The sequence below is a fragment of the Aeromonas sp. MTB genome (genome assembly GCF_056632455.1).
Window position 1 is genome coordinate 493,449 of the sequence record NZ_CP147026.1, and the last position, 6,552, is coordinate 500,000.

The following is a 6,552-nucleotide window of genomic DNA, read 5'->3' on the forward strand; positions in this document are numbered from 1 at the left end:
GGCCAGCATGTATCGCTTTATTGTGCTTCGTGGGGCCAGCGGCAGAGGCTGCCGATGCGGGCTACCGGGGCAAACCCCAGAGAGCGGTAAATGCGCTGGGCATGGTAATGCTCGTCAGCCACTATGATCAGCTGTTTGGCACGGGATAATCCTGCGCGAGCCACTTGACTCAGCAGCTGGCGGCATAACCCCTGATTGCGCCACGCATGGTGCGTGCGTACCAACTGGAAGCGCCCAAGTGTGCCGCAAAAGAAGAGGCCACAGCTGGCGACCAGTTGTTCCTCTTTCCAGATCCCCCACCAGTCCCCGAGACCATCGGCAATCATGGCCTGATAGAGCGCCTGGCGGGATCGCAGATAGGGGAGATAGCTCTGTTCCGAGTGTCCCTCATCCCGCTCATGGAGTTCGAAGTCGAGCCACTCAGGCCAATCAGCAGTAGTGAAGGTGCGTGCCTCAACCTTGTTCATGTCGTCGTGAGGAGGTGGGCAGCTCTGTTCATCCAGCGCCAGCACCACGCACTCCATATATTGGTATCCCGTTGCGACAAAACCGGCGATCCGGCTGTTTTGCCCGGCCGCCAGTGGCCACTGGAAGGTGCGATGGCGTACTCGAGGATCCTGGCCGATCAGCTGATCAAAGGCGGCTTCCAGCCAGCCTTTGTCGCGGTCGCTGGGCGGGGTGGGGAGCAGCAGGTAGTTGCCGAAGTAATAGTCGGGAGCATCCGGCGTGCGAACAGCCCAGAACTGATCGTGCTGAACAACCTCGCCCTGATAGCGATCGAACAGCAAGTCGGTGGCAAAGCCGGGGTGGGTATCCATGATGGTGCTCCTGCAAAGACTCATTCTGTTATCGGCAGGAGTGGGGAATAGATGAAAAGGGGCCGGAGAAACCTCCGGCCAAACAATCACACGCAGATTCAGAACGTCCAGGACGATCTGCCCCCATCATAACTCGACTGGGGCGATTTTGGGATGGGCACTTTTCGGTTACGTACCGTTAATTTTGTAAATATGAAGTTCGTCAGATCGGATGTGAGGTAAATCCCTGTTGACTTTGTGTCGTTTTGCTCATAAATATAAAGACGTTTAGACGTCCAAACATCCGTTTTGACGTAGGCAGATGGATTGCAGGACAGGGAGAAGAGCAGATGGGATTTCACAGTGCACGTCAGGTTGAGGCGCTCAACCAGAGCTTGGCAGATTTGAATGGCGATATATCGGTCAGTTTCGAGTTTTTTCCGCCCAACAGTGAAGGGATGGAGAATACCCTCTGGCAGTCCATCGAACGGCTGAAAGTGCTGGAACCCAAGTTCGTCTCCGTTACTTATGGCGCCAACTCCGGTACCCGTGATCGCACCCACAAGGTGATCAAGGACATCAAGGAGCGGACCGGTCTGATTGCGGCGCCGCATCTGACCTGTATCGATGCCAGCCGCGACGAATTGCGCACCATCGCCCGCGACTACTGGAACAGCGGCATTCGTCATATCGTGGCTCTGCGCGGTGACCTGCCGCAGGGGTTGGAGAAGCCGGATATGTATGCCACCGATCTGGTTGCCCTGCTCAAGTCGGAGGCTGACTTCGATATCTCGGTTGCCGCCTATCCGGAAGGGCACCCGGAGGCCAAGAGTGCGCAATCCGACCTGCTCAACCTCAAGCGCAAGATTGATGCCGGTGCCAACCGCGCCATCACCCAGTTCTTCTTCGATGTGGAAACGTATCTGCGCTTTCGGGATCGCTGCGCCGCCATCGGTATCGATGCCGAAATCGTGCCGGGGATCCTGCCGGTCTCCAACTACCAGACGCTGGCCAAGTTTGCCGGTTTCACCAATGTGAAGATCCCGCGCTGGATGCATCAGCGTTTCGAGGGGCTGGATAACGATCAGATGACCCGCAATCTGGTGGGGGCTAGCATCGCCATCGATCAGGTGCGCGTGTTGAGTCAGGAGGGGGTGAAGGATTTCCACTTCTATACCCTGAACCGCTCCGAGCTGACCTATGCCATCTGTCATACCCTGGGGGTTCGTCCCAAGGGCTGACCTGTGCTCACCGCGATAAAAGCAAAAAGCCAATGAGTTGCTCATTGGCTTTTTCGTTATAGCCGATTATCAAGGTCTGGTCGGGGCGATCTCTTTTGGCTCAAGATCGATAACCGCATTACCGGCAGCCCCCGGATACTGGCGATAGACCTGATCCTGCTCCAGTGTGTAGAAGGTATCCAGATAGTCGTCGTTGTTGGTCATCCAGGAGTCGGGCAGTGCCTTGACGATGCGACCGCCGAGATCGAGGAAGGGCAGGGCTTCCGGCACGCCACCCGCGGTAAAGCCGAGTTTGAGAGCTTCAATCAGCAGAGCGCTCAGCTCCTTATAGTTGACGTTGTCATCCTGCTCCATCATCACCACATCGACGGCACCCCAGCGATAGCGATCCCAGTAAACCAGGATCTGGTTGGGGGTGTAGTCTGTGTTGTCATAGTCGAGGTAGGGCATGTCGACAATATCGACCACAGGCTCATCCCGGCTGGGATTGACCCCTGCGACCACCGCATATACTTCGGCTGCGCCGAGCAGCCAAGGCTCCTGATCATCCTTCAATCTGATCTTTTTCAGGATACTGGTCTTGAGCGGTGCCGTGCTGGCCACCGCTCGCGGCGCGCTTTGCAGATCCGCATCGGTCAGTGCTTTGCGCATCACTTTCAAGCCTGCGTTCTTGGCTTTGACGGGATCGGCTTCGACTACCAGAACCGGCCGGGCCGGTGCCTTGTCCACATCCAGATAGACGGGATTGCCAGCGCTGTCGAACGCTTCAATGGCGCTCCAGCTCTTCTCATCCCCGCTCGGAACATAGGCGACCAGCGGTTCGACCCCCTGTTGCAGTGCGGCGGCCTGATCGGTGTTGGCCAGCCGCAACTGCATCAGTTGCTTGACCTCGCCATCCAGTCCTTGCCGGCTGATGGCCGCCTGGTTGGCATCGGTCGCCTGCCGTTTAAGCCGTGGACTGGCCTTCTGCAGCAGGGTGGGAAGCGGGCTCTGGTATTGCTGATTGCTCAGCAGGGGCAGCAGGTTTTTCTGCTGAAGTGCGAGCTGGCGAGCCAGCTCTCGATCCGCATCGGCAGCCTGGACGCTCGTAGCACCCAGTATGGCCAGTAGTAACAAGACAGCCTGATTTTTCATTTTTATACTCCGTTGCATGGAACCTGACAGGGCACCATGTCCGGGAAGATTGGCGCCCTGACACCACTAGAGGGAAATTAGTTTCACTTGTGAATCATTTTATCTGGATAGTGTGCAGAGGTTCACGATTTGAGGTTCAATTGATTCCTTTGTCGATATGATTGGAACTGATAGATAGCCAGACCAATCAGCAGACCCCAGCAGGCTGCCGCGATGCCGAGCAGGCTGATCCCGGATGCAGTAATGATAAAAGTGAGCAGCGCAGCTTCTCGCGCTTCATCCTGTTGCAAGGCAGAGTGCAGGCTGTTGCCGATGGTGCCTAGCAGGGCCAATCCGGCGACGCAGGTGACAAGGACTGCCGGAAAGGCGCTAAACAGGGCCGCGACGGTTGCGCTGAAGCAGCCGGTCACGAGATAAAAGCAACCCGCCCAAACCGCAGCAGGCCAGCGGCGCTTGGTATCCGGGTCGACCTCTTGGCCCATGCAGATGGCGGCAGTGATGGCGGCCAGATTGAAGGCATAGCCGCCAAAAGGGGCGAGCAGCAGGCCGGTCAGGCCGGTCCAGCTGATCAGCGAGGAGGTGGCAGGCTGATAGCCATGGGCCCGCAAGATGGCAATTCCCGGCATGTTTTGCGATGTCATGGTGACAATGAACAGCGGCAGCGTGATACCAAACAGAGCATCAAGGGAGAAGGCTGGCCATGTCCAGACCGGGCTGGCGAGTTGCCAGTGAAGGGTGCCCATTTGCAAATCCCCCCGCACGCTGCAGATCAGCATCCCCACTCCCAGTACCAGTACCATGGTATAGCGAGGCCAGAGATGGCGACCCAGCAGGAAGGCCAGCAGCAGGGTGCCAAGCAGCAAGGGATCTTGCGGGGCGACCTTGAACAGATCCAATCCGAATCTGAGCAGCACGCCAGCAAGCATGGCGGCGGCCAGTGGAGCCGGGATATGTTTCATCAAACGGTCGAACCAGCCGCTGATGCCACACAGCGTGATCAGCAGGGACGAGATCACAAAGGCGCCGATCGCTTCCGCCAGAGTGAAGTTGCCCAGCGTGGTGATCAGCAGTGCCGCGCCCGGTGTGGACCAGGCGGTCAGTATGGGTATGCGGTAATAGAGAGAGAGGCCGATGCAGCTCACCCCCATGCCGATCCCCAGCGTCCAGAGCCAGGAGGCGACTTGAGCTGTATCTGCACCCGCCGCTGTGGCGGCCTGGATGATCAGGATGACGGAACTGGTGTAGCCGACCATCACGGCGATAAAGCCTGCGACCAGATGGGGGATGGCGAAGGGCATGACTCTTCCTCTTGGCGTTGTGACGCGCTGTGCGTTATTACGTACAATACAGCTTTGACTATATCTATGTGCGCTATAGCGCACAAGGCGCATCGTGCAAGAGTAATAAAGAGGCAGTTATGCAAGAGATGAGTCAGCATCTGGCTGCTCGACTGAAGGGGCTGCGCAGCGAGCGCGGCTGGAGCCTGGATGCCGCCGCGCGCGAAACGGGTGTCAGCAAGGCGATGCTGGGGCAGATTGAGCGGGGAGAGTCCAGCCCGACAGTGGCGACGCTGTGGAAGATCGCCACCGGTTTTCGAGTCTCCTTTTCCAGTTTTATTGAGCCTACACCCGCTGCGCAGGCAGAGGTGCTCTATCGCACCGCCGATGCCATTCGCCAGCAGCCAGCGGGAGAGGGCATGCAAGTGGCACCGCTCTTCCCTTATGAAAACCGGTTTGGTTTCGAGTTGCTTGAGCTGACCCTGTTGCCGGGTTACCAGCGTGAATCCGAGCCCCATGAGCCGGGAGTGACCGAGCATGTCATCGTCATCAGCGGCATGATGGAGGTGCTGGTGGAAGGGGCGTGGCGCTCATTTGAGCAAGGGGAGGCGGTGCGTTTTGCTGCCGATCGCCCCCACGGTTATCGCAATCTGGGCATAGCCCCGGCGATCTTCCACAACCTCATCCACTATCCGGTGGCAACACCCTGAACATGTTCCGCAGTCATCAACCCGGTCGACCATCTGCTCTGGGGCGGATCAGTATCGGGGTATAGACCCAGACAAACAGACCATAGGCAGCGATCCAGGCAAGCGCGCTGAGGTTCCAGCCATGCAGGGTATAAGCAGGCCAGAACAGCGGAATCGCCACCCGCATTGTAGCGGCAGCGATAACCAGGGCGAATGCGCCAGTGATCCTGCGTCCTACCTGCAAGGCCCGACCGCTATGGCCGAGGGAGACTCGCGCAATCATGCCCAGGATCATGGTGCCCATACAGCCTGCGCTGAGCAGGTGACTGGCCATCGACAACGTGATGGGCAGACCCGTGCTATGTGCCGCAAGGGCGAGCAGGCCAAGAGGGATAAACAAATAGGCGAGATGGAGTGACCACAGCAGGGGATGCGCAAGGGTCGATGGCATATGCCAACGCAGTTGCCGCCACAGATGCAAACTCGCCGCCACTATATAGAGAGGCACTATATATATGCTGGTGACCCATTGGGTGGGGAGTAACAGCCAGCAGAGCAAGATAAGCCACTGTGTCGCGAGCGCCGCCCGCTCCAGCCAGAGTAGAGGTGCAGCTTTCTCCTGACCGGTTGCTCGGGCGGTGAAGAACGGAATCACCCTTCCACCCATCACGGCGATCAGGGTGGTAAACAACAGCACAGTGGTGATCAATAGGTGCTCAACGGTGGTCCAATCGGCCTGCCATAACCAGCTGGCTCCATTGAGCAAGGTCAGTATCAGCAACAGGGGCACGAAGAAGAGGTTGCGCCATTGCCGGGTTATCAAGATAGGCTTGGCAAGGAACCAGGCGCAAAGCGGCAACCAGAGCAGGTCTGCCAACATCAGAAGCATATTCTCTTCACCCAGCCAGGGTAACAAGGTCCTTGGCAACATCCACACCCCCACCACCATTGCCAATGGCCAGCTCCGAACACCGGGATGGGCCGTCCAGTTCTGCACCGCGGTGAGCAGAAAACCCGCGACGATGGCTGCCCCGAAACCAAACAGCATCTCATGACCATGCCACCAGATTGGGTTGGCAATCCCGGGCAAGGTAAGCCAACCGTTGAGCTGCCCCAGCCAGAGCAACATGGCTACGGCCGCAAACAGAGCCCCGAACAAGAAGAAGGGTCGGAACCCCAAGCGGAACAGCGAGACGATTTGCTCTTCCTTATGGCTATCGAGGATTTGATGCATGAGGGCATTCCAATTGAACATTTGAGATGGCAATTATAAATTGGCTTTTCAAATGTTCAATTTAAATCCGGCAATAGTCAGGATTGATGCCATTTCGAACAAAAAAAGAGGTGGTTGCTTGATATCTGAGCGAACGAGCTTTTTTGCTGAAAAAGCCCTTGTCATCCCGGCGCGGCTCCC

Annotated in this window: 6 protein-coding genes; 2 read left to right on the forward strand and 4 right to left on the reverse strand. The window is 57.5% G+C overall.

Annotated elements, in window-relative coordinates; genetic code table 11:
• Positions 1 to 17: 17 nt before the first annotated feature.
• Positions 18 to 818, reverse strand: a complete 801-nt coding sequence (locus tag WBR25_RS02350; protein ID WP_479749339.1) for a GNAT family N-acetyltransferase — start codon at positions 816 to 818, stop codon at positions 18 to 20.
• Positions 819 to 1,147: 329 nt separating this feature from the next.
• Between WBR25_RS02350 and metF the strand changes: the two genes are divergently transcribed.
• Entirely contained in the window at positions 1,148 to 2,038 is an 891-nt protein-coding gene (metF, locus tag WBR25_RS02355; protein ID WP_005340191.1) for a methylenetetrahydrofolate reductase, read from the forward strand.
• 69 nt (positions 2,039 to 2,107) lie between these two features.
• Here metF and WBR25_RS02360 read toward each other — a convergent pair whose 3' ends face one another.
• Entirely contained in the window at positions 2,108 to 3,172 is a 1,065-nt protein-coding gene (locus tag WBR25_RS02360) for a DUF3103 family protein (RefSeq protein WP_479749340.1), read from the reverse strand.
• A 122-nt stretch (positions 3,173 to 3,294) separates the two neighbouring features.
• Positions 3,295 to 4,470 carry a benzoate/H(+) symporter BenE family transporter gene (locus WBR25_RS02365; RefSeq protein ID WP_479749341.1) on the reverse strand — a complete coding sequence of 392 codons (1,176 nt, stop codon included), beginning with the start codon at positions 4,468 to 4,470 and terminating at the stop codon, positions 3,295 to 3,297.
• A gap of 119 nt (positions 4,471 to 4,589) precedes the next feature.
• Between WBR25_RS02365 and WBR25_RS02370 the strand changes: the two genes are divergently transcribed.
• Positions 4,590 to 5,159 carry a helix-turn-helix domain-containing protein gene (locus tag WBR25_RS02370; protein ID WP_005356457.1) on the forward strand — a complete coding sequence of 190 codons (570 nt, stop codon included), beginning with the start codon at positions 4,590 to 4,592 and terminating at the stop codon, positions 5,157 to 5,159.
• A 16-nt stretch (positions 5,160 to 5,175) separates the two neighbouring features.
• Here the strand turns inward: WBR25_RS02370 and WBR25_RS02375 are convergent, their stop codons facing one another.
• Positions 5,176 to 6,372: an NnrS family protein gene (locus tag WBR25_RS02375; RefSeq protein WP_479749342.1), complete on the reverse strand. Its 1,197-nt coding sequence runs from the start codon at positions 6,370 to 6,372 to the stop codon at positions 5,176 to 5,178.
• Positions 6,373 to 6,552 lie beyond the last annotated feature (180 nt).